Source organism: Streptococcus sp. 2022WUSS135 (assembly GCF_044427045.1).
GTDB lineage: Bacteria > Bacillota > Bacilli > Lactobacillales > Streptococcaceae > Streptococcus > Streptococcus hashimotonensis.
Genome location: NZ_JAOTGL010000005.1, coordinates 14,954 through 37,639, shown reverse-complemented (window position 1 = coordinate 37,639; position 22,686 = coordinate 14,954). Strand labels below are relative to the sequence as shown.

The window sequence follows — 22,686 nt, the reverse complement described above, 5'->3', positions numbered from 1 at the left end:
ATAGAGGAAATAGAATGAGTTCAGGCAAAATTACTCAGGTTGTCGGACCAGTTGTAGACGTTGCGTTTGCAGCAGAAGATAAACTTCCTGAGATTAACAACGCACTCGTTGTATATAAAAATGATGATTCCAAACAAAAAGTCGTGCTTGAAGTGGCTTTGGAACTTGGTGATGGCGTTGTACGGACCATTGCCATGGAATCAACGGATGGATTGACACGTGGGATGGAAGTTCTCGATACAGGTCGTCCTATCTCAGTTCCAGTCGGTAAAGAAACGCTGGGTCGTGTCTTCAATGTGTTGGGAGATACCATTGACCTTGAAGAGTCTTTTCCGGCAGATTTTGAACGTGAGCCTATCCATAAGAAAGCGCCAGCTTTTGACGAATTATCTACTTCAAGCGAAATTTTGGAAACAGGGATTAAGGTTATCGACCTCCTAGCACCTTATCTAAAAGGTGGTAAGGTTGGTCTCTTCGGTGGTGCCGGTGTTGGTAAAACCGTTCTTATCCAAGAATTGATTCACAATATTGCCCAAGAACACGGTGGTATCTCTGTGTTTACCGGAGTTGGCGAGCGTACCCGTGAAGGGAACGATCTTTACTGGGAAATGAAAGAATCAGGTGTTATTGAAAAAACGGCCATGGTATTTGGTCAGATGAATGAGCCACCAGGAGCTCGTATGCGTGTTGCTCTTACTGGTTTGACCATTGCGGAATACTTCCGTGATGTGGAAGGGCAGGATGTTCTTCTGTTCATCGATAATATCTTCCGTTTCACTCAGGCTGGTTCAGAAGTGTCTGCCCTCTTGGGCCGTATGCCATCAGCCGTTGGTTATCAGCCAACACTTGCAACTGAGATGGGACAATTGCAGGAGCGTATTACCTCGACCAAGAAGGGTTCTGTTACATCTATTCAGGCTATTTACGTACCTGCGGATGACTATACAGACCCAGCTCCAGCGACAGCTTTCGCTCACTTGGACTCGACTACCAACTTGGAACGTAAGTTGACTCAGCTTGGTATCTACCCTGCGGTGGATCCATTGGCATCATCATCTCGTGCGCTTTCTCCACAAATCGTTGGTGAAGAGCACTATGCAGTGGCTATGGAAGTAAAACGTGTTCTTCAACGTTACCAAGAATTGCAAGATATTATTGCCATTCTCGGTATGGACGAATTGTCAGATGAAGAGAAGACCTTGGTTGGTCGAGCTCGTCGTATCCAATTCTTCCTCTCTCAAAACTTCAACGTTGCGGAGCAATTTACAGGTATGCCAGGTTCTTATGTGCCAGTAGCTGAAACGGTGAAAGGCTTTAAGGAAATCTTGGACGGCAAACACGACCATCTACCAGAAGATGCCTTCCGAAATGTTGGTTCAATTGAGGATGTGGTCGCTAAAGCTGCTAAAATGAAATTCTAGAGGTGGCTTATGGGACAAATGACTGTACAAATCGTAACACCAGACGGTATCAAATATGACCATCATGCAGCATTTGTTTTGGTCAAAACGGTTGATGGTGAGATGGGGGTCTATTCTGGACATGAAGAACTGATTGCAGTTTTGGAAATCGGTGAAATGAAAGTGCGTCGTGTTGATGATGAAAACCATGTGGACTGGATTGCGGTCAATGGTGGAATCATTGAAGTCAACAAGGATATTATTACGGTCATTTCTGATTCCGCTGAGCGGGAACGGGATATTGATATTAGTCGTGCGGAACGTGCCAAATTGCGCGCGGAACGTGAATTGGAAGAAGCACAGACTGCTCGTAATATTGATATGGAGATGCGTGCAACAGTCGCCCTCCAACGTGCGATAAATCGTATTCGTGTTGGGAAACATTAATCTATATGGGATTGAACTTGGTTCAGTTCCATTTTTTAATTTCATGGTATAATGGAAACATGGTAATTTCAATTTTACAGTTTTTTAGTCATATATTGTTTATCTATCTGGCTCATCATCTCTTGGTTACAACAGTTGATTGGTCACGGTGGTTGAAGGTAACGGGGGACAATCAGCGTAAAATCAATTTGCTGATTCTCTTTCTGGCAATAGCACTGGGGTACTTGGTCTCGACTTTCTTTTTAGAATTGTTGATGATGGGACGCTCTTTTGCAAATATGTGATTTAAGTAAGAAAAGGATAAGAAATGGATACAATTATTGTTACAGGTAGTAAAAACGGTTTGAAAGGACAGGTTGAGATTGAGGGGGCGAAGAATGCCGTTCTGCCTTTATTGGCAGCAACAGTTCTAGCAAGTCAAGGGCAAACCAAATTGACTCAGGTTCCTATTTTGTCTGATGTCTATACAATGAATAATGTTGTACGTGGTCTGGGAGTTCGTGTGAAATTTGACGAGGAAACAAAGACTATCGATATTGACGCAACAGGTAAACTTGGTAGTGAAACTCCTTATAAGTATGTGAGTCAAATGCGTGCCTCTATTGTTATTCTTGGTCCGATTTTGGCACGCAATGGCTATGCTAAGGTTTCTATGCCAGGAGGTTGTACAATTGGTAGTCGTCCAATAGATTTGCACTTAAAAGGTTTGCAAGCTATGGGGGCTAAAATTAAACAACGAGCTGGTTATATTGAAGCGAGTGCAGATAACTTGCAGGGAGCTCATATCTATCTTGATTTCCCAAGTGTTGGGGCAACGCAAAATTTGATGATGGCTGCAACTCTGGCGCAGGGCACAACGGTATTGGAAAATGCAGCGCGAGAACCTGAAATTGTTGACTTAGCTATTTTCCTAAACAAAATGGGGGCCAAAGTTAAGGGGGCAGGCACAGAGACTATTACGGTTACTGGTGTAGAAGAATTGACTGGCGCAGAACACCAAGTGGTGCAAGATCGTATCGAAGCGGGTACCTTTATGGTGGCAGCAGCAATGACTGGTGGCGATGTCTTGGTGAAAGATGCGGTCTGGGAGCACAACCGTCCACTCATTTCTAAGATGTTGGAAATGGGAGTTGAGGTGACGGAAGAAGCTGAAGGGATTCGAGTTTGTTCGCAAGTGGATAAGCTTAAACCTGTAACAGTAAAAACCTTGCCACACCCAGGCTTCCCAACGGATATGCAGGCTCAATTTACAGCCCTAATGGCAGTTGCAAAGGGTGAATCTACCATGATTGAAACGGTATTTGAGAATCGTTTCCAGCATTTGGAAGAAATGCGTCGGATGGATTTGCATTCGGAAATTTTACGAGATACAGCTATCATCACGGGAGGACAAGCTCTGCAAGGTGCTCAGGTTATGTCTACTGATTTACGAGCAAGTGCCGCTTTGATTCTGGCTGGTTTGGTTGCTGAAGGTGAGACGATTGTAGGTAAATTAACGCACTTAGACCGAGGTTACTATCGTTTTCATGAGAAGTTAGCTGCTTTAGGTGCAACGATTGAACGTGTGAGTGGAGAAGATGAAAATGGATAAGGATAATCTTAGCTATGTTGGTAAAAATTTAATCTTAGTAGCAGTTGTTTTGTTGATTGCTATTTTGGTGTTTGTTTTAGGATTAATGGTTGGTTACGGTGTCATAGGAGATGGAGACAATGTATTTGCGGTGTTGTCACCAGCTAAGTGGCAAGAACTAATCGGTAAATTTACAGGAAAGTAGGCTGGACCTGCTTTTTTGATGGAGAGAAAATGGCGAAGAAAAATGTAAAAAAACAAGCAATGAGTCTGCTCAGCTTATTGGCTACGATTGTTGTAGTGGCGGGTGGCTATCTTTTAAGTGATAACAAGAGCAGTAAGGTTGCTGAATATTCCTATTATGTCAATCAGTCTAAGACAAGTGAGAGCACACCTAGTCAGGAACTGGCTAGTTCGGTATTGACAGAAGATGTAAAAAAACAACTGGGGAATTCGATTGAATGGAATGGTGCTGGAGCATTTATTATTAACGGGAATAAAACGGATTTAGATGCATCGGTTGCCAGTGTTCCTTATGGTGATAATAAGACAAAAACAGTCCAGGGAGAAATGGTTCCAACAGTAGCCAATGCGCTTTTAGCCAAATCTACACGTCAGTATAAGGACCGTGAAGAAACAGGAAATGGTCGGACTTCTTGGACACCTGCGGGTTGGCACCAGGTCCATGATTTAACTGGAGAATATGACCATGCAGTGGACCGTGGTCACCTCCTAGGTTATGCTTTGATTGGTGGATTGTCTGGCTTTGATGCTTCAACCAGCAATCCTAAGAATATTGCAGTTCAAACAGCTTGGTCCAACCAAGCTAATGACCAAACTTCAACTGGGCAGAATTATTTTGAAAGTCAGATTCGGCGGGCCTTGGATAAAAATAAGCGTGTCCGCTATCGTGTGACCTTGGTGTATGCTGAGAGTGAAGACCTTGTTCCAGTCGGAAGCCATCTAGAGGCAAAAGCAGCAGATGGTAGCCTAGAGTTCAATGTGTTCGCTCCAAATGTGCAGAGTGGTCTCAGTATCAACTATCATAGTGGGGAAATTGTAGTAAATCAATAAATAGTCAGACGAATTCTCCCTCGCTAAATCAAATATATCAGACGATTTTCACGTAAAATCGTCTTTTTTTGCGTATAATTAAAAATATTTACAAAAACAGTTGACAAATCATCTGACGAATATTAGAATATAGTTAAAGAAAACGCTTACGACTTTGTCGTAGAAAACATTTAGGAGGAATTTCCAATGGAAAAACATGTTGAGCAACGTGTCGAAGACGTTACTTATAACAAAGCCAAGTTATGGCAAATCATATTATTTGCGATGAACAATTCATCGACGAATATTTACTTGGTTGCCTTTACTTTCGTGACTTATTTATCGACAGGTGTGCTTGGTCTTGCAGCCCTGTTTGTTAGTCAACTCATGGGCTATATTCGTATCTTTGATGGTTTCATTGATCCTACAATCGGAGTTATCATTGATAAAACGGATACTAAGTTTGGTAAATATCGTCCTATCTTGGTTTTGGGGAATATCATTACAGCAGCTTCTCTTTTTATGATGTTAGGTTTAAGTGGAGTTAGTGAGAGTCTCCGTCTTCCTCTATTCATCCTTGTTTTGATTATCCATAAAATTGGTTATTCATTGCAACAGACCATTACAAAAGCAGGACAAGTTGCGCTTACCAATGATCCAAAGCAACGTCCAATCTTTAATATTGTTGATGGTATTGCCACAACTGTGTTGATGACTGGTAGTCAGGTTGTTGTGTCAGGGACATTGGTTCCGAAACATGGCGGTTTCACCCCAAGTTTCTTCCAAGAATTGTTCCTCGGTGTAGTAGTAATTTCAGCTGTTCTGGGTATTCTTGCTATTATCGGTATTTGGGAGAAAGACAATAAGAAATACTTTGGTCTTGGTGAGAAGACACAAGAAACGAAGTTGAAAGATTACTGGAAAGTTATCAAAGGAAACAAACCTTTGCAGGTTCTTTCAATCTCTGCAGCCTTTGTAAAATTTGTTGCTCAACTGTTTGGAGATTCCGTTATCGGAGTTATGCTGTATGGTATTATCTTCGGTGACTATGCTCTTTCTGGAAAAATGTCTATGCTTTTGATTTTGCCAGGTATTCTTGTAACAGTTGGTGCTGCGCAATTGGCTCGTCGTAAAGGTTTACGTTTTGCCTATATTACAGCGCTTCAACTTGGGATTGCTGGTCTTGTAACCTTGGCAGCAATGCTCTTTTCAGCTAAACCAGGTATGTTGGATTTGACAAATTGGAATCTCTACACAATCGGTTTCTTTGTTGTTTATATCATTGCTCGCTACGCATCTAGTGCTCCATCTGGTTTGGTATTGACCATGGGTGCGGATATTACAGACTATGAAACTTCAGTATCTGGTCGTTACTTGTCAGGTATGATTGGGACTATCTTCTCATTGACAGACTCAATTGCTTCTTCATTTGCCCCAATGGTTGTTGGATTTGTATTAGCAGGTATCGGTTTTGGTAAAGAGTACCCAACTGTTGAAACAGCATTCTCAACAGATTTGAGAATGGCACTGATTGTCCTGTTGACAGTGATTCCAGCAGCGGTATTGAGCGTATCCTTGTTCTTGATGAAATTCTACAAACTAGACCGTGAAGAAATGGCTCGCATTCAAGAAAAAATCCATGTTATGAAAGCGGCAAAAGATGAAGAACGTGTGCGTGCGATTGCAAAAAATGTTCCATTATCTGATATGGATTATGTTGATGTAACTCAATATAAGGTTGATCAATACGACGATAAATAATACATTAACGACCTAGTTGGAGGCTTCCAGCTGGGTCTTTCATCTAGGAGGCGGTATGAAAAAAATCTTAGCGTTTGGAGAAGTTTTATTGAGGCTATCTCCTCCTCATTATCAGACCTTAACACAGGCTACGAGTTTGGATTGTCAGTTTGGTGGTTCGGAGTTGAATGTGTTAGCCAGCTTGGCTCAGCTTGGTCACTCAGTCGAGTTGGTGACGGCACTGCCTAAGAATGAAGTGGGAAAAATGGCAGAACACTTTCTTTTTGCACGGCAGATTGGACAGAAATATGTGATTCGAAAAGAGGGAAGGCTGGGTCTTTATTATTATCAAAAGGGTTTCTCCCTTAGACCTAGCCAGGTGACCTACGACCGTGATTATTCTGCTTTCAGCTTATCCAAGGAAGAAGACTATGATTTGGAGGGGATGTTTGACGGTGTCGATTGGTTTCATGTGAGTGGTATAACGGTCGCTTTGAATTCAGATATTTATCGACTGGCCTTTCGTTTGATGGAAATGGCAAAGGGGCAGGGTGTTAAGGTTTCCTTTGACTTGAATTATCGAGAAAGTTTGTGGTCTTCTTTTGAAGAAGCGAGGGAGAAATTATCTCCTTTTGTAGGTTTAGCAGATATTTGCTTTGGTCTAGAGCCTATTCAACTTTTCAATGAATCTGGTAAAGATGTGAAGGATGAATTGGAGTTGAAGCGCCCTTATGAAAATAAAGAAGTCTTGTTGGCGGTGGTTAAAGGTCTGGCGGAGACTTATTCTTTGCAAAGTCTTGCTTTTACCCAGAGGGAAATGACCTACAATAATGAATATTTGCTGAAAGCATACTTATATCAAGATGGTATTCTTTATGAAACGGAAAAAGAATCCATTCAAGTTTTGGACCGAGTTGGGACAGGGGATGCCTTTACAGCAGGAATTATTTTGGGTTATTTGCAGGAAAAAATGCCACAGGAAATAGTCGACTTGGGGATGGCTAGTTTTCAATTCAAGCACACCATTGAAGGGGACATTAATGTCATCAGTCAATCAGATATTGATTTGCTATTGAAAAAGGGTTCACGTGAAATAAAACGATAGAAAGAAGGAAAAAGTATGTTGTATCCTATACAAACAAAAACACGCTCAGTTTATTCTTTAAATGGAATATGGGCTTTTAAGCAAGGGAGCAATGATGTTCATAGTCTGTTAGATACAGATGAAGTAATGGTTGTACCGAGTTCCTTTAATGATGTTGTTGTCGATAAAGCAAAGCGCAGTTTTGTCGGAGATAATTGGTATGAACTCACGGTGGCTCTTCCTGTCGTATCAGCTGATGAGGAGTTGGTTGTGCGTTTTGGTTCGGTAACGCATCAGGCCAAAGTCTATGCAGATGGTCAGCTAATCGGGGAGCACAAAGGTGGTTTCACCCCTTTTGAATGCTTGATTCCATCAAACTTATACGACGCTGACCAATTCCGTTTGACAGTCTGTGCCAATAATGAGTTGAATTACACAACCCTTCCAGTAGGGAATTATAGCGAAGAAGTGGATGAGAATGGTCAAATTGTGAAGACCGTCAAGGAGAATTTTGACTTTTTCAACTATTCTGGTATCCAGCGGACGGTTCATCTCTATAAACGTCCCAAAAATAGGATTGAGGATATTGTTATTCGGACGGAGCTAAATCAAGATTTGACTCAGGCGGTAGTGAATGTTGATGTGAAGACAGTTGGGCAGTACGATTCCATCCGTATGTCTATTTTAGATCAAGAGGGACAGGAAGTAGGTCTTCTTGAAAACGGACAAATGGTCATTGAACATCCATGCCTTTGGGAGGTCTTAGATGCCTATCTCTATACTGCTAAAGTTGAATTATTTGACGGAGAAAACTTGCTAGATACCTACTCAGAACAATTCGGTATTCGTAGTGTTGCGGTTGAAAATGGGCAGTTTTTCATCAATGGAAAACCTTTCTATTTCAAGGGATTTGGTAAACATGAAGATACCTTTATTAATGGTCGTGGTTTCAATGAAGCGGCCAATCTGATGGATTTGAATTTACTGAAGGATATTGGAGCAAATTCTTTTAGGACATCTCACTATCCCTATTCTGAGGAAATGATGCGGTTGGCAGATCGTTTGGGAATCGTTGTCCTTGATGAAGTGCCAGCAGTTGGCCTGTTCCAGCTTTTCAATGCAGCCTTGAATTTGACAGGTGATTCTGAAGAAGTAAAAAATACTTGGGAAGTTATGCAAACCAAGGAGGCTCATGAGCTGGTGATTGATGAATTGATAGCGCGTGATAAGAATCATCCATCTGTAGTGATGTGGGTTGTTGCCAATGAACCGGCAGGGCATGAAAAGGGAGCACGTGCTTACTTTGAACCTCTGATTCAGCGCATGAGGGACAGGGATCCTTCTAAGCGTCCTGTGACCTTGGTCAATATTATGACAGCAACGCCTGATAAGGATGAGGTTATGGATTTGGTCGATGTTGTCTGTCTCAATCGTTACTATGGTTGGTATGTTGCTCATGGTGACTTGAAAGCGGCAGAGAAAGGGCTCCGTCAAGAGTTGGAGACTTGGCAAAAACTTTATCCTGACAAGCCGATTTTGATTACGGAATATGGTGCAGATACTCTTCCAGGTTTGCATTCGATGTGGGATATTCCTTATACAGAGGAATTTCAGGTGGATTACTATGAGATGAACCATCGAGTCTTTGATTCTATTTCTAATTTGGTTGGTGAGCAGGTTTGGAATTTTGCTGATTTTGAAACCACGGTTGGTATTATTCGGATTCAAGGAAATCATAAGGGGTTATTCTCACGGAATCGTCAACCGAAGCAAATTGTTAGAGAAATAAAGAAACGTTGGACTGCCATTCCAAACTACCATTATAAGAGGAAATGAGCTATAATAGTAGCAAATAGAAAGTTGTATTGGAGGACCAAGCACATGGCGAAACCCTTGGTAGAAAAAGCATCGGAACGCTTATTGGAATTGATTTTGGAAAGAGGATATGAAGTTGGTGACAAGCTTCCAAATGAGTATGAATTGGCCCAAGATTTAGAAGTTGGACGTTCGACTGTTCGTGAAGCTGTTCGAAGTTTAGCTACTCGAAATATTCTGGAGGTGCGCCAAGGGTCGGGAACCTATATCAGCTCTAAAAAAGGAGTATCAGAGGATCCCCTAGGTTTTTCTTTGGTAAGAGACCGTGTAAAGTTGACGACAGATTTATTTGAAGTGCGGTATTTGCTTGAACCGAGAATTGCGGAGCGTGTCGCTCAGTTTGCCTCGGACGAAGATATTGCTCGACTAGAAGAAATTGTCCTTGCTATTGAAGAGGCCGTTGCTGCTGGAGACACGAAGCATCTGGAGTTGGATGTGAAATTCCACTGTATGCTGGCTGAGATGAGTGGGAATCTGGCAATGACTAGTCTGATGCCTGTCATTAATCAATCTATTCATCTGATCAATGAAAACTATTCAAATCGTCAGATGAAATCGGATAGTTTACAGGCCCACAGGAATATCTTAATGGCTATCAAGCAACGCCATCCTGTTGCAGCATATGATAGCATGTTAGCACATATTATATCAGTAAGACAGGTTGTTTTAAGCGAATGGTTCGATAAAGATATGACCTTGCATGGTCTCAATGATCATAAATAGAAATACAAAATATACTGCCCAGAAGAATTCTTCTGGGTATTTTTTGCTTTTTCATTGACAAATCATCTGATGAATTGTATACTATAGCTATAAATGACAACGCTTTCTAATTGGAGGTCAAGATGTTAAAGCAATTAAAAGAAAATTACTTTTTTGCAGTGATTCGCGGAAAAGATGAAGAAGATGCGAAAGAAATCGCTCGCCATGCGATTTTGGGAGGTATTCGAAATATTGAAATTACATTTTCGACTCCAAATGCTGCGACAGTGATCAAAGAATTACAAGAAGAGTTCTCAGACGATTCTTCCGTAGTCATCGGGGCGGGAACAGTAATGAATCTTAAGCTGGCACAAGAGGCCATTGACGCAGGGGCTAGTTTCCTGGTCAGTCCTCATTTTGATAAAGAAATTCAAGACTTGGCTCAAGAGGCTGAGGTATTCTACTTCCCAGGCTGTGCAACTGCAACAGAGATTGTCACAGCTAGTCAGGCGGGATGTCCTATTATTAAGCTTTTCCCTGGTGGCGTGTTGGGGCCTGGATTTATCAAGGATATTCACGGTCCTGTACCCCAAGTGGATTTGATGCCTTCTGGTGGCGTATCGGTTGAAAATGTTGCAGATTGGAAAAAGGCAGGTGCTTGTGCTGTTGGAGTCGGTTCGGCTCTGGCAAGTCGAGTGCAGGCTGAAGGCTATGAAAGTGTAACGACGATTGCTCGCAGTTTTGTTGCAGCTTTGGAGGGATGAAATGAGTTTTAATGATACAAACTTTATGCTAAAAAATGAGCCTGCTAAGGAGCTTTATGGGAAAATAGCAGAGCTTCCTATCTATGATTTCCATTGCCACTTGGATCCTAAGGAAATTTTTGAAGATAAGGTTTATGAAGATATTGTTGATCTGTGGCTGGGGGGTGACCATTATAAGTGGCGCTTGATGCGGGCTAATGGTATCTCAGAAGAAGAAATCACAGGTTCAGCAAGTAAACTAGATAAGTTTAAGGCTTGGGCAAGCACCTTGGAACGGGCTTTCGGAAATCCTCTGTATCATTGGAGTCATTTGGAATTGCGACAGGTTTTCGGTGTTGAGGAATTGTTGACCGAAGAAAATGCAGAGCGACTCTATCATCAGCTCAATGCCTATTTGCAAGAACATCAAATGAGTCCACGGAAGCTGATTGCGGATGCTAGGGTGACCTTTATTGGGACAACTGACCACCCACTAGATAGCTTGGAATGGCATAAGCGCTTGGCTGAGGACCCAACTATAGATACTGTAGTGGCACCAACTTTCCGCCCAGATGAAGCCTTTATAGAACATCGAAATTTCAATCCATTTATTAAACGCTTGGAGGAAGTAACAGGGGTAGCAGTAAGAGACTTTGCAAGTTTTGTAGAGGCACTTGGTCAGCGCGTTTCCTATTTTGCTCAACACGGTTGCCGAGCAAGTGACATCAGTTTTACGGCTATTTCATACGAAGAAGCAAGCCTTGAAGAGCTTGATGATATTTTACTAGCAAGACTTGCAGGTAAAGAGGCTGGCCAATCCAGTATCAATAAATGGCAGACGGCCATCTTTAGAGAACTGTGCCGACTGTACAAGAAACATGGTTTTGTGACACAAGTTCATTTTGGTGCCTTACGGAACAACCATACAGGACTGTTTGAAAAACTTGGAGCAGATGTAGGTGTGGATTCGATTGGAGACCAGACATGTCTGACTGTGAATTTGAATCGTTTGTTAGATAACTTGGTCAAGGAAAATGCCCTTCCAAAAATGATTTGGTACAATCTCAATCCAAGTTACAACATTGCTCTGGCCAATACTTTGGCGAATTTCCAGTCCAATGAGGAAGGGCTTCGTAGCCAGCTACAATTTGGTGCTGGTTGGTGGTTCAATGACACCAAGTTGGGCATGATTGACCAGATGAATGCCTATGCAGAACAGGGCATGCTTGCTAATTTTGTTGGGATGTTAACCGATTCACGTAGCTTTTTATCCTATCAACGGCATGATTATTTCAGACGCATTTTAGCGACCTATGTTGGTCAATGGATTGTTGATGAAGAAGTGCCTGAAGATTACAATCGTTTAGGGCGGTTTGTAGAAGCCATATCCTATTATAATGCCAAAGAATTTTTTGAACAATAAAGGAGAGTAAATCATGAAAATGTCATTTCGATGGTATGGGAAAAAGGATCCTGTGACACTTGAAGAGATTAAGGCGATTCCTGGTATGCAGGGGATTGTGACTGCTGTCTATGATGTGCCAGTTGGTCAAGCTTGGCCCCTTGAAAACATTCTAGAGCTGAAAAAAATGGTAGAAGAAGCAGGACTTGAAATTACTGTTATTGAATCCATTCCTGTCCATGAAGACATCAAACAAGGGAAGCCAAATCGTGATGCGTTAATCGAAAACTATAAAACGTCCATCCGTAATGTCGGGGCTGCAGGTATTCCAGTTGTATGCTACAATTTCATGCCTGTGTTTGACTGGACTCGTTCAGACTTGCACCACCCACTTCCAGATGGTTCAACTTCCTTAGCTTTCCTCAAGTCTGATTTAGCAGGGGTTGATCCTGTGGCGGATGATTTGAACTTACCAGGTTGGGATTCATCCTATTCCAAGGAAGAAATGAAGGCTATTATCGAAAATTATCGTCAGAATATTTCTGAAGAAGATTTATGGGCGAATTTGGAGTATTTCATCAAGGCGATTATGCCAACGGCTGAGGAGGCTGGCGTCAAAATGGCCATTCACCCTGATGATCCTCCCTACGGAATCTTTGGTTTACCTCGCATCATCACTGGTCAAGAAGCCGTTGAACGATTTTTGAATCTCTATGATTCAGAGCACAATGGAATTACCATGTGTGTCGGATCCTATGCTTCTGATCCGAAAAATGATGTCCTTGCCATGACAGAATATGCTCTCAAACGCAATCGCATCAATTTTATGCATACGCGCAATGTGACGGCAGGTGCTTGGGGCTTCCAAGAAACTGCACATTTGTCACAGGCTGGTGACATTGACATGAACGCTGTTGTTAAATTATTGGTAGACTATGACTGGACTGGTGCCTTGCGTCCAGACCACGGTCGTCGTATCTGGGGAGACCAGACCAAGACACCTGGTTATGGTCTGTATGACCGAGCCCTTGGGGCAACCTACTTTAACGGTCTCTATGAAGCCAATATGCGAGCAGCAGGCAAGACGCCAGATTTTGGAATTACAGTCAAAACAGTTGGAAATAAGGAGAGCTAATATGTCACGTGTTATTGAGTTTAAGGATAAGGTTGTTGTTATTACAGGTGCAGGAGGCGTTCTTTGTGGCTATTTGGCAAAAGAATTTGCTAAGGCAGGTGCAAAGGTTGCACTTTTGGACTTGAATGAGGCTGCGGCTCAGGTCTTCGTTGATGAGATTGCAGCAGCAGGAGGCGTTGCAAAAGCCTATAAATCTAACGTTCTTTCTAAGGAAAATTTGGAAGAAGTTCGCCAGCAAGTCCTAGCAGATTTTGGTCCTGTAGACATATTAATCAATGGTGCAGGAGGCAATAATCCCAAAGCGACAACGGACAATGAGTTCCATGAGATTGGGTTGCCAGCTGATACCAAAACTTTCTTTGACTTGGATGAAGCAGGTATCAACTTTGTGTTCAATTTGAATTATCTAGGTACCCTATTGCCAACACAGGTCTTTGCACAGGATATGATCGGTCGCTTGGGAGCAAATATTATCAATATTTCTAGCATGAATGCCTTTACTCCTTTGACAAAAATTCCAGCCTATTCAGGTGCCAAGGCTGCTATTAGTAATTTTACCCAATGGTTAGCAGTCCATTTTTCAAAAGTTGGCATCCGTTGTAATGCTATTGCGCCTGGATTCTTGGTTACCAACCAAAACCGCGGTTTGCTATTTGACGAGTCAGGTCAACCGACTTCACGTGCCAACAAGATTTTGACCAATACACCAATGGGACGGTTTGGTGAAGCCGAAGAGTTGGTCGGAGGGGTCTTCTTCTTGGCAGATGAGAATTTGGCAAGTTTTGTCAATGGTGTTGTTTTACCGATTGACGGTGGCTTCTCAGCCTATTCAGGAGTCTGATGATGAAGATGGAATACGTATTTTGTGTGGACTCTGATGGCTGTGCCATGGACACCATGACCTACAAACATAAACTTTTTTTCGGCCCCTTGGCTGCAGATGTTTTTGATGTCAAAGATAAAGAACCGTTTTTAGCTGAATGGAATCGAGTTAATCTGTACTCGCGAGAACGTGGTATTAACCGTTTTGTAGGCTTAGTTAAAGGCCTAGAATTTGCAGGTGTGACTGGTATAGACAACTTGAAAAATTGGGTTGCGACCACAGATTCTTTGTCAAATGCTTCTCTGGAAAGATTGATAGAGGAGCAGCCGTCAAAAGACTTGGAATTAGCCTTAAAATGGTCCAATCAGGTCAATCAAGCCATTAAGCAGTATAGCGGTCCTGTTTTAGCCTTCATCGGCGTTCACAAGGGCTTGGAAAAATTGAGCCAGTTAGGAAAAGTCTACGTGGTTTCTTCTGCTAATAAGGAAGCAGTAGAAGAAGAGTGGACAGACCAAGGTTTGATGGACTATGTTACAGAATTGTACTGTCAAGACCGTGGTAAGAAAGAAGATGTCATCAAACTGTTAATAGAGGAAGGGTATTGTCCTGATAAGATTATGATGATTGGTGACTCGCCTGGTGATTTGAAGGCGGCGGAATTGAACGGTGTCCATTTCTATCCTATTTTAGTAGGACGAGAGATGCAATCTTGGACAGATTTGACAGAAACGATTGCAGATGAATTTGCTCATCAAGCATTCACAGATGAGAAAGAAACAGAATTGACACAGGCATTTTGGAATAATTTAGACGACTAGAGAGAAGGGCTAGAGGCGCTATGCCCTCTAGCTTTTTTGGAGGCCAAACATGACACATTTAGTAGATTTACGGAAGAAACCTTACAACCTTGACGAAGAGGCTATTTCTTGGATTGAAGAAACCATTGCTCAGATGACCTTGGATGAAAAAATCGGTCATCTCTTTATCAACATGGGGAGCCAGCGGACGGAAGAATATCTGACTGGAGTATTAAATGATTATAAGATTGCTGCTGTTCGTTACAATCCTGGACCTGCTGCAGATATTTGGGAGCAAAACTATATTTTGCAGACCAAGTCTAAAATTCCCCTTTTGATTGCAGCAAATACCGAATCTGGTGGGAATGGAGCTGTTACGGATGGAACGAAAATTGGGGATGAAATCAAGATTGCTGCGACAACCGATCCCCGCTATGCTTATGAAATGGGGAAAGTTGCAGGACTTGAAGCAGCTGCGGTAGGCTGCAATGCCTCCTTTGCACCGATTATGGACCTCAGCCGTAATTGGCGCAATCCAATCATTGCAAACCGAACTTGGGGAGCTAATGTAGACCAAGTCATTGAATTATCCAAAGAATACATGCGTGGCATTATGGAACACGGCATTGTGCCGTTTGCTAAGCATTTCCCAGGCGATGGCATTGATGAACGTGACCATCATCTCTCTTTTGCTTCGAATCCCATGACCAAGTCTGAATGGATGGAGACTTTCGGACGAATTTACGGTGAGATGGCTGACGCAGGTCTTCCAGGTATTATGGCGGGGCACATTCATTTGCCAAATGTTGAGAAAGAAATGCATCCAGAACGTGAATTGGATGACATGTTGCCAGCTTCGCTGAATAAAACCCTCTTGGATGAATTGCTTCGTGGAGAGTTAGGTTACAATGGAGCCATCGTCACGGATGCCAGTCACATGATTGGTATGACAGCCTCTATGCCGCGTCGTGAGCTATTGCCTACAGCTATTGAGGCAGGATGTGATCTTTTCCTTTTTTTCAATGATCCAGAAGAAGATTTGCAATGGATGAAAGAAGGATTGGAAAATGGTCTGCTTTCTGAGGAACGCCTCCATGATGCCCTTCGTCGTACCTTGGGCTTGAAAGCTAAACTCGGTCTTCACTTGTTTGAAGGTCGTCGTCAGGAAATCATGTTGCCAAAAGAAGAAGCGCTGGATTTGATTGGTAGAGATGAGGCGAAACAGCTTGCCAAAGAAGTAGCTGATAAGGCGATTACCTTGGTAAAAGCCAAACAAGAAGGAATTTTCCCTGTCAATCCAGAACGCTACGAACGTATTTTGTTGGTAGAAGTAGATGGCTATAAGGGTGGTTTTGGCGCCATGATCAATGCTGGCAAGAAGAGAGCAGCCGATACGCTGAAAGAACTATTAGAAGCTCGAGGTCACCAAGTATCTATCTGGGAAAATACAGAAGCACGGATTGCCAAATTGCCAGAAGAAGAAAGACCAGCAGCGATTGCAAATGTCTATGCTTCCAAGCGTCCTATTGCCGAAGTCACAGATAACTATGATTTGATTATCAATTTGGTGGATGTAAATTCTGGCGGGACAACTCAGCGGATTATTTGGCCAGCTGCCAAGGGAACACCAGACCAGCCTTTCTATGTTCACGAAATTCCAACCATTGTTGTCTCTGTTCAGCACCCATTTGCACTTGCAGATATGCCACAGGTTGCAACCTATATCAATGCCTATGATGGCTTGCCTGTCACTTTAGAAGCCTTGGTTGCCAAACTAGTAGGAGAGTCATCCTTTACAGGGGTATCGCCTGTAGATGCCTACTGTGGTTTGCTAGATACACGTATTTGGCGAGGAAAATAAGGAGGAAATAATGCCTAGATTGGTTGATTTGCGGAAGAAACCCTATTGTTTGAATGAAGAGCAGATTGCTTGGGTGGAAAATACCTTGGCTCATCTGACTGATGAAGAAAAAATCGGTCAATTGTTTGTCAATCTATTCTTCTTCGGAGGAGACGCTTTTAGCGGAAATAATCTGAGTAATCAGGAACTGATTAATCGATACCACATAGGTGGCGCCCGCTATATGAATGGCAGTCCAGAACAGGTACAAGGACTGATTAACGAGTTGCAAAGCTATTCAAAAGTACCTCTCTTAGTTGCAGCGAACTGTGACTCAGGTGGAGATGGAGCTGTGAAAGGAGGAACCTATATTTCCTCAGGCGCTCAATCGGAAGCCAGTCGGGATCCTCGTATTCCCTACCTAGCAGGTCTCGTATCTGCGCGAGAGGAGACTGCATTAGGTGTAAATGTCAACTTTGACCCTTGCGTGGACATTGTTCAGAATTGGCGCAATACTATTGTCAATACCAGAGCCTACGGCACCAATGCTGATGATGTGATTGCCTATACCAGTGCCTATTTAGAAGGATTGACTGCTGAAAGAGATGTGATTCAATGTATCAAGCATTTCCCAGGAGATGGTACAGAAGAACGTGATCAGCACCTAGTCCTCGGTGTCAATGAGCTCTCTCCAGAAGAATGGGACAAGAGTTTTGGTCGTGTCTATCGTCATCATATTGAAGCTGGTGTTGAGATGATTATGGCGGGTCATATAGCCTTGCCCTACTATCAACAAACATTGAATCCAAGTTTGAAAGATGAAGATATTTTGCCTGCAACGCTGGCTCCCGAATTGATTCAAGATTTATTGAAAGAAAAACTGGAATTCAATGGCTTGGTCATAACAGATGCCAGCCACATGTTGGGGATGACAGCAGCGATGCGTCGTGAAGACTACGTACCTGCAGCCATTGCTGCGGGTTGCGATATGTTCTTATTCTTCAATAATTTAGAAGAAGATTTTGAATTTATGCTCAATGGCTACCGCAAGGGAGTGATTACTGAAGAACGCCTTCATGATGCTCTTCGTCGCATTTTAGGTCTGAAAGCCAAACTCAATCTGCATATCAAGCAAGCAGAAGGAACCTTACTAAAATCAGCCGATGAATTGGCTATTATCGGCTGTGAAGAACACTTGGCTTGGCAACGTGAAGCAGCAGACAAAGCAATTACGCTGTTGAAAGATACACAGAAAAATCTTCCAATCAGTCCAGAAACCCATCGCAGAATCCGTTTGTATTACCTAGAAGGTGAAAAAGAAGGGATTATGGCGGCAAGTACAGAAGTGGTTGATAACCTTAAAGCTGCCTTGGAAGCGCGTGGTTATGAAGTGACCGTCAATGATGGTACGACTCGAATCAAAGGAAAAACGCTGCAATACCGAGAAGAAGTTGATTTAGCCTTGATTGTTGCCAATGTCATTGGATATGGAGCGCAGAATAATTACCGCATCCAGTGGAGAACAGCCATGTCCAATGAAGTTCCTTGGTATGTACATGAAGTTCCAACTATTTTCGTTTCACTAAACTATACAACTCACCTTCACGATGTTACCATGGTCAAAACTGCTATCAATGCCTACCATCATAATAAAAACACGATTGAATCCCTCCTTGATAAATTAGAAGGAAAAGCTGCATTCTATGGTGTGCCAAATGAGAATGTTTGGGCCAATAAATGGCAGGCAAAACTATAAGAACCTGTATCAACAGTTCAGTACTTCCATCTAAGGCTAGTTTTTTTCAAAATACAGTCAGAATTCCTTCAAAATACTATCTTTATGATCGAAAAACTAGTTCTTATTTAAAATACTTCGCTTGTGAATACATATTCTAAATGTAAACTCCTTTCTATCCTAGATAGAAGGAGTTTTTATGGGAAGATTTCTTGCCAAACTTTCTTATTTTTGATAGAATATTCTTAATTGAATAGAAGTCTGTGAGACTAGTACACCTATGGAAACTGCCCAGGGAGTTGAGCCGTGACTGCAAGCTCAATCAGTGAAAGTTGGTCGAATTCACTCACGCAAGGACTTAGAACCTTTATTCACCGTGCGACACTTCACTTGTGAATACTGGTTCATGGAACTAAGGTCTGCCTAGCAGATGAAAACGGATGGTACCGCGTGACAACGCTCCGATACGAGTGGTGTCATGCGTTTTTTTATTGGAGGAATTATGTCAAACATTGAACAACAGTTAGCTGAATTAAGCCAAACTACACTTGAAAAGTTAAAAGAAATCCAGCACCAAGGAGAAAAAGAACTACAAGACCTGCGTGTTGCGGTTTTGGGTAAAAAAGGGTCCTTGACTGACTTGTTGAAAGGTCTGAAAGACCTATCTAACGACATGAAACCAATCGTTGGTAAGCAGGTCAATGAGGTGCGTGATGTGCTGACGGCTGCCTTTGAAGAAACCGCTCAGAAGGTTGCAGCCGCAAAAATTCAACAGCAATTAGCGTCAGAAACTATTGATGTGACCTTGCCAGGTCGTCAGGTCAAGGTCGGAAAACGTCATGTCTTGACCCAGACTTCTGAAGAAATCGAAGATATTTTCTTGGGCATGGGCTTCCAAATCGTTGACGGATTTGAAGTGGAAAAAGATTACTACAACTTTGAGCGCATGAATTTGCCAAAAGACCACCCAGCACGTGATATGCAGGATACCTTCTACATCACAGAAGAAATCCTTATGCGGACCCATACGTCGCCTGTTCAGGCACGGACCATGGACCAGCATGATTTCTCAAAAGGTGCCTTGAAGATGATTTCGCCAGGCCGTGTTTTCCGTCGTGATACGGACGATGCGACCCACAGCCACCAGTTCCACCAGATTGAAGGCTTGGTTGTCGGTGAAAATGTATCCATGGGCGATCTCAAAGGTACGCTTGAAATGATTATCAAGAAAATGTTTGGTGAAGAGCGTCAAATTCGTCTCCGTCCATCATACTTCCCATTCACTGAGCCTTCAGTTGAGGTGGATGTTTCCTGCTTCAAGTGTGGTGGTGACGGCTGTAACGTATGTAAGAAAACAGGTTGGATTGAAATCCTCGGTGCCGGCATGGTCCACCCACAAGTATTGGAAATGAGCGGCATTGACTCAACCAAGTACTCTGGCTTTGCCTTCGGTCTTGGTCAGGAACGCATTGCCATGCTCCGCTACGGTATCAACGATATTCGTGGATTCTATCAAGGCGATGTACGATTCTCGGAGCAATTTTGATGTGAGCCCTGTTTCTGATACTGAAAGTATCTAGAAACAGGACGGTAGCCGCTATAGCGGTCTACCTACTCCCCTCACTAGTTCTAAGGTTGAAAAAGTATCGTTTTCAACCTTAGAACGTCGTAACTCCGCAGGAGTGAGTAGAAGGAAATCGTATTAAGCGACTTTCCTAGTTACCTTACTAGGATTTCAAGCAAAAAATATCGTTTTGCTTGAAATCCGTCGTAATTCGATAAAATTAGTAAATTGTTGTTTGAGAGAAACGGTAGCTGCCATAGCGGTCTACCTACTCCTCTCACTAGGTTTACAGCTGAAAAAGTAGTGTTTTCTAAAAAAATAAAGAAAGAAAAGTTATGTTAGTAAGTTACAAATGGTTAAAAGAACTCGTTGACTTTGATGCGACAAGCCATGACTTGTCTGAAAAAATGTCAACAACAGGGATTGAGGTAGAAGGGGTTGAGCAAAAGAGTGCTGGCCTGTCTAAGTTGGTTGTGGGTCAGGTTGTGTCTGCTGAGCCAATTCCTGATACCCACCTCAACATCTGCCAGGTCAATGTCGGTGAGGAAGTTACGCAAATCGTTTGCGGTGCTCCAAATGTCAAGCCAGGCATCAAGGTGATCGTCGCTCTGCCAGGTGCGCGTATCGCTGGAAACTACAAGATCAAGAAAGGCAAAATCCGCGGAGTTGAGTCCTTGGGGATGCTCTGCTCATTGAGCGAAATCGGCGTGTCCGACTCTGTGGTGCCAAAAGTCTATGCGGACGGAATCTACCACCTGCCTGAAGATGCAGTCGTAGGTGAGCCAGTCTTTTCATATCTTGACCTCGACGATGAGATTATCGAGCTGTCTATCACGCCAAACCGTGCCGACGCCCTCTCTATGCGTGGTGTGGCTCACGAAGTGGCTGCTATCTATGACAGCAAGGTCAACTTCAAGCCTGTAGCCTTGGAGGAAAGCGACAAGAAGGCCAGCGATGTGATTGAAGTGGCCATTGAGTCAGACAAGGTGACTGCCTACACAGCCCGTGTCATAGAAAATGTGACTATCGCACCGAGCCCACAGTGGTTGCAAAACCTGCTCATGAACGCAGGTATCCGCCCGCTCAACAACGTGGTGGACATCACCAACTACATCTTGCTCTACTTCGGTCAGCCAATGCACGCCTTTGACTTTGACAAGTTTGGCGGTAAGAAAATCGTAGCTCGTCAGGCAAAAGAGGGTGAAAACTTGGTAACTCTTGACGGCGAAGAGCGTGACTTGATTACTGATGACATCGTCATTTCCGTTGCGGACAAGGCAGTTGCCCTTGGTGGTGTCATGGGTGGTGCCAACACAGAAATTGACAACAACTCTAAGACGGTTGTGCTGGAAGCTGCCCTTTTTGACGGCAAGTCTATCCGCAAGACCTCAGGTCGTCTCAACCTTCGCTCAGAGTCCTCTTCTCGCTTTGAAAAAGGCATCAACGTGTCAACCTTGACGGAGGCTATGGACACAGCAGCCGCTATGATTGCGGAACTAGCTGGCGGTCAGGTCTTGTCTGGTATCGTTTCTGCGGGTAGCGTGGACACTTCTGATGTCCCAGTCACAGCGACCATTGATTACGTTAACCGCTCGCTCGGGACCAATCTGGACTATGCCCAAATCGCAGACATTTTCCGTCGTTTAGGTATGGAAACAACTGGCGATGCAAGTCAGTTTACAGTAGCAGTACCGCGTCGTCGTTGGGACATTCGCATTCCAGCAGACTTGGTAGAGGAAATCGCTCGTATCTATGGCTATAATAATCTACCGACCACTCTTCCGAAAGAGGACGGAACAGCAGGTGAGTTGACCCTGACCCAGAAAATCCGTCGCCTAGTGCGTAGCCTGGCAGAAGGTGCAGGCCTGACAGAAATCATCTCCTATGCCTTGACAACGCCTGAAAAGGCTGTGGAGTTTGTGGCTCGTCCAACCACAGTGACCGAACTCATGTGGCCGATGACCGTTGACCGCTCTGCCCTTCGTCAGAACATGGTATCTGGTATGCTGGAAACGGTAGCCTACAACGTGGCTCGTAAGAACAAGAACTTGGCCCTCTATGAAATCGGTAAAATCTTTGAACAGTCTGGCAATCCAAAAGAGGACCTGCCGCAAGAAATCAATAAGTTTGCCCTTGTCTTGACTGGCTTGGTGGCTGAGAAAGACTTCCAGACACCAGCAGTACCTGTTGATTTCTTCCATGCCAAAGGTATCTTGGAAGCTATCTTTGGTCATTATAAGTTGGCAGTTGACTTTGTGGCAACCAGTGAGATTGCTGCCCTGCACCCAGGTCGTACAGCTGAAATTCATTTGAATGGGGCGGTAATCGGCTTTGTCGGTCAGGTACACCCTCAAACGGCTAAGGACTACGGTATTCCTGAAACATATGTTGCTGAAATCAATCTGGATGCGATTGAAGAAGCTCTCCAGCCTGCTCAGCCATTTACCGAAATCTCCAAATTCCCAGCGGTTAGCCGTGATATTGCTCTACTTTTGAGCAGTGATGTCAAGCATCAGGATGTCCTGGATGCGATTGCTGGTGCCGGTGTCAATCGTTTGACCAAGGTGACCCTCTTTGACGTTTACGCGGGTAGCAATATTGAGGCTGGTAAAAAGTCTATGGCTTACAACCTGACCTTCCAAAATCCTGCGGACAGCCTGACGGATGAAGAAGTGGCGAAGTACATGGAGAAAATCAGTAAGTCGCTCGAAGCACTTGGTGCTGAGATTCGTTAATTTGTATATATTATGAAATCCTAGCCTGCGGGCTAGGATTT

General features: G+C 43.3%; 19 protein-coding genes. All 19 read left to right on the top strand.

Features of this window, described 5'->3' with window-relative positions:
* Window positions 1-14: 14 nt before the first annotated feature.
* The 19 genes from atpD (at window position 15) to pheT (ending at window position 22,645) form a co-directional block, all read left to right on the top strand.
* Window positions 15-1,421, top strand: a complete 1,407-nt coding sequence (atpD, locus tag ODU45_RS02915) for a F0F1 ATP synthase subunit beta (RefSeq protein ID WP_024407431.1) — start codon at window positions 15-17, stop codon at window positions 1,419-1,421.
* Window positions 1,422-1,430: 9 nt separating this feature from the next.
* Window positions 1,431-1,847, top strand: a complete 417-nt coding sequence (locus ODU45_RS02910) for a F0F1 ATP synthase subunit epsilon (RefSeq protein ID WP_002936007.1) — start codon at window positions 1,431-1,433, stop codon at window positions 1,845-1,847.
* 59 nt (window positions 1,848-1,906) lie between these two features.
* On the top strand, window positions 1,907-2,131 hold the full coding sequence (locus tag ODU45_RS02905) for a DUF1146 family protein (protein WP_012775178.1): 225 nt from the start codon (window positions 1,907-1,909) through the stop codon (window positions 2,129-2,131).
* A 23-nt stretch (window positions 2,132-2,154) separates the two neighbouring features.
* The gene (gene murA, locus ODU45_RS02900; protein ID WP_105249204.1) at window positions 2,155-3,438 is read left to right on the top strand and encodes a UDP-N-acetylglucosamine 1-carboxyvinyltransferase; all 1,284 of its coding nucleotides are present in this window, start codon (window positions 2,155-2,157) and stop codon (window positions 3,436-3,438) included.
* The gene (locus tag ODU45_RS02895; RefSeq protein WP_002936005.1) at window positions 3,431-3,622 is read left to right on the top strand and encodes a DNA-directed RNA polymerase subunit beta; all 192 of its coding nucleotides are present in this window, start codon (window positions 3,431-3,433) and stop codon (window positions 3,620-3,622) included. The genes murA and ODU45_RS02895 overlap by 8 nt, the downstream gene beginning before the upstream one ends.
* Before the next feature lie 29 nt (window positions 3,623-3,651).
* The gene (locus ODU45_RS02890; RefSeq protein ID WP_398580736.1) at window positions 3,652-4,491 is read left to right on the top strand and encodes a DNA/RNA non-specific endonuclease; all 840 of its coding nucleotides are present in this window, start codon (window positions 3,652-3,654) and stop codon (window positions 4,489-4,491) included.
* 186 nt (window positions 4,492-4,677) lie between these two features.
* The gene (locus ODU45_RS02885; protein WP_024394643.1) at window positions 4,678-6,231 is read left to right on the top strand and encodes an MFS transporter; all 1,554 of its coding nucleotides are present in this window, start codon (window positions 4,678-4,680) and stop codon (window positions 6,229-6,231) included.
* 55 nt (window positions 6,232-6,286) lie between these two features.
* On the top strand, window positions 6,287-7,315 hold the full coding sequence (locus tag ODU45_RS02880) for a PfkB family carbohydrate kinase (RefSeq protein WP_398580735.1): 1,029 nt from the start codon (window positions 6,287-6,289) through the stop codon (window positions 7,313-7,315).
* A 15-nt stretch (window positions 7,316-7,330) separates the two neighbouring features.
* Entirely contained in the window at window positions 7,331-9,130 is a 1,800-nt protein-coding gene (gene uidA, locus ODU45_RS02875) for a beta-glucuronidase (RefSeq protein WP_398580734.1), read from the top strand.
* 45 nt (window positions 9,131-9,175) lie between these two features.
* Window positions 9,176-9,892, top strand: a complete 717-nt coding sequence (locus tag ODU45_RS02870) for a FadR/GntR family transcriptional regulator (protein WP_002938037.1) — start codon at window positions 9,176-9,178, stop codon at window positions 9,890-9,892.
* 122 nt (window positions 9,893-10,014) lie between these two features.
* Complete coding sequence (locus ODU45_RS02865; RefSeq protein WP_105179492.1) at window positions 10,015-10,635, top strand: bifunctional 4-hydroxy-2-oxoglutarate aldolase/2-dehydro-3-deoxy-phosphogluconate aldolase; 621 nt, start codon at window positions 10,015-10,017, stop codon at window positions 10,633-10,635.
* A 1-nt stretch (window position 10,636) separates the two neighbouring features.
* Window positions 10,637-12,037 (top strand): glucuronate isomerase, encoded by a 1,401-nt coding sequence (gene uxaC, locus ODU45_RS02860; protein WP_398580733.1) that lies wholly within the window; start codon window positions 10,637-10,639, stop codon window positions 12,035-12,037.
* Between the two features lie 13 nt (window positions 12,038-12,050).
* Window positions 12,051-13,151, top strand: a complete 1,101-nt coding sequence (locus ODU45_RS02855) for a mannonate dehydratase (RefSeq protein WP_029188531.1) — start codon at window positions 12,051-12,053, stop codon at window positions 13,149-13,151.
* Window position 13,152: 1 nt separating this feature from the next.
* Window positions 13,153-13,992 carry an SDR family oxidoreductase gene (locus ODU45_RS02850; RefSeq protein WP_398580732.1) on the top strand — a complete coding sequence of 280 codons (840 nt, stop codon included), beginning with the start codon at window positions 13,153-13,155 and terminating at the stop codon, window positions 13,990-13,992.
* The gene (locus tag ODU45_RS02845) at window positions 13,992-14,792 is read left to right on the top strand and encodes an HAD family hydrolase (RefSeq protein ID WP_398580731.1); all 801 of its coding nucleotides are present in this window, start codon (window positions 13,992-13,994) and stop codon (window positions 14,790-14,792) included. The genes ODU45_RS02850 and ODU45_RS02845 overlap by 1 nt, the downstream gene beginning before the upstream one ends.
* Before the next feature lie 49 nt (window positions 14,793-14,841).
* On the top strand, window positions 14,842-16,632 hold the full coding sequence (locus ODU45_RS02840) for a glycoside hydrolase family 3 protein (RefSeq protein ID WP_398580730.1): 1,791 nt from the start codon (window positions 14,842-14,844) through the stop codon (window positions 16,630-16,632).
* A gap of 10 nt (window positions 16,633-16,642) precedes the next feature.
* Window positions 16,643-18,367, top strand: a complete 1,725-nt coding sequence (locus tag ODU45_RS02835; protein WP_398580729.1) for a glycoside hydrolase family 3 protein — start codon at window positions 16,643-16,645, stop codon at window positions 18,365-18,367.
* Between the two features lie 481 nt (window positions 18,368-18,848).
* The gene (pheS, locus tag ODU45_RS02830; protein ID WP_002939760.1) at window positions 18,849-19,892 is read left to right on the top strand and encodes a phenylalanine--tRNA ligase subunit alpha; all 1,044 of its coding nucleotides are present in this window, start codon (window positions 18,849-18,851) and stop codon (window positions 19,890-19,892) included.
* Between the two features lie 353 nt (window positions 19,893-20,245).
* Entirely contained in the window at window positions 20,246-22,645 is a 2,400-nt protein-coding gene (gene pheT, locus ODU45_RS02825; RefSeq protein WP_398580728.1) for a phenylalanine--tRNA ligase subunit beta, read from the top strand.
* Window positions 22,646-22,686 lie beyond the last annotated feature (41 nt).

Coding starts and splice junctions, on each gene's coding strand:
- ODU45_RS02895 (WP_002936005.1), top strand. CDS start 3,431: ATGGATAAGGATAATCTTAGCTATGTTGGTAAAAATTTAATCTTAGTA.
- ODU45_RS02885 (WP_024394643.1), top strand. CDS start 4,678: ATGGAAAAACATGTTGAGCAACGTGTCGAAGACGTTACTTATAACAAA.
- uxaC (WP_398580733.1), top strand. CDS start 10,637: ATGAGTTTTAATGATACAAACTTTATGCTAAAAAATGAGCCTGCTAAG.
- ODU45_RS02880 (WP_398580735.1), top strand. CDS start 6,287: ATGAAAAAAATCTTAGCGTTTGGAGAAGTTTTATTGAGGCTATCTCCT.
- ODU45_RS02835 (WP_398580729.1), top strand. CDS start 16,643: ATGCCTAGATTGGTTGATTTGCGGAAGAAACCCTATTGTTTGAATGAA.
- murA (WP_105249204.1), top strand. CDS start 2,155: ATGGATACAATTATTGTTACAGGTAGTAAAAACGGTTTGAAAGGACAG.
- ODU45_RS02890 (WP_398580736.1), top strand. CDS start 3,652: ATGGCGAAGAAAAATGTAAAAAAACAAGCAATGAGTCTGCTCAGCTTA.
- ODU45_RS02850 (WP_398580732.1), top strand. CDS start 13,153: ATGTCACGTGTTATTGAGTTTAAGGATAAGGTTGTTGTTATTACAGGT.
- ODU45_RS02870 (WP_002938037.1), top strand. CDS start 9,176: ATGGCGAAACCCTTGGTAGAAAAAGCATCGGAACGCTTATTGGAATTG.
- ODU45_RS02865 (WP_105179492.1), top strand. CDS start 10,015: ATGTTAAAGCAATTAAAAGAAAATTACTTTTTTGCAGTGATTCGCGGA.
- pheS (WP_002939760.1), top strand. CDS start 18,849: ATGTCAAACATTGAACAACAGTTAGCTGAATTAAGCCAAACTACACTT.
- ODU45_RS02845 (WP_398580731.1), top strand. CDS start 13,992: ATGATGAAGATGGAATACGTATTTTGTGTGGACTCTGATGGCTGTGCC.
- pheT (WP_398580728.1), top strand. CDS start 20,246: ATGTTAGTAAGTTACAAATGGTTAAAAGAACTCGTTGACTTTGATGCG.
- atpD (WP_024407431.1), top strand. CDS start 15: ATGAGTTCAGGCAAAATTACTCAGGTTGTCGGACCAGTTGTAGACGTT.
- uidA (WP_398580734.1), top strand. CDS start 7,331: ATGTTGTATCCTATACAAACAAAAACACGCTCAGTTTATTCTTTAAAT.
- ODU45_RS02840 (WP_398580730.1), top strand. CDS start 14,842: ATGACACATTTAGTAGATTTACGGAAGAAACCTTACAACCTTGACGAA.
- ODU45_RS02905 (WP_012775178.1), top strand. CDS start 1,907: ATGGTAATTTCAATTTTACAGTTTTTTAGTCATATATTGTTTATCTAT.
- ODU45_RS02910 (WP_002936007.1), top strand. CDS start 1,431: ATGGGACAAATGACTGTACAAATCGTAACACCAGACGGTATCAAATAT.
- ODU45_RS02855 (WP_029188531.1), top strand. CDS start 12,051: ATGAAAATGTCATTTCGATGGTATGGGAAAAAGGATCCTGTGACACTT.